The sequence below is a fragment of the Oscillibacter valericigenes genome (assembly GCF_021531915.1).
Classification (GTDB): Bacteria; Bacillota; Clostridia; order Oscillospirales; family Oscillospiraceae; genus Oscillibacter; species Oscillibacter valericigenes_A.
Genome location: NZ_JAFBIV010000056.1, coordinates 1 through 362, shown reverse-complemented (window position 1 = coordinate 362; position 362 = coordinate 1). Strand labels below are relative to the sequence as shown.

1 protein-coding gene is annotated in these 362 nt (G+C 51.7%); it reads right to left on the bottom strand.

The annotated features are described in order from the left end of the window. Positions 1-72 precede the first annotated feature (72 nt). On the bottom strand, positions 73-362 hold a 290-nt coding region (locus JQM66_RS12485), incomplete at its 5' end, for an IS66 family transposase (protein ID WP_235230186.1).

The window sequence follows — 362 nt, the reverse complement described above, 5'->3', positions numbered from 1 at the left end:
CGTAAGCGTCAATTCTAACAGCGTATAAAAATCTCCACCTTGGCGCGAATGCGCTGAGGTGGAGATCAATCATTATTGAGGAACATGGCATTCTTGTGGGGCGTTGGTTGGTAGAAGTTTTTCAGCCCAGAATTCGTCAGCCTGGCTCAGCACCGGCGCACTCTGCAGAACCCAAAGCAGATATCGGTACGGATCGAGCTCGTTCTCCTTTGCCGTTTCAATCAGGCTGTAGATCACCGCGCTGGATTGAGCACCTGCCGGAGTGTTGGCAAAAAGCCAGTTCTTCCGTCCCATAACAAAAGGCTTTATGCTGCGCTCAGCACGGTTGTTGCTCAGTTCCAGTCTGCCGTCTTCCAGATAGC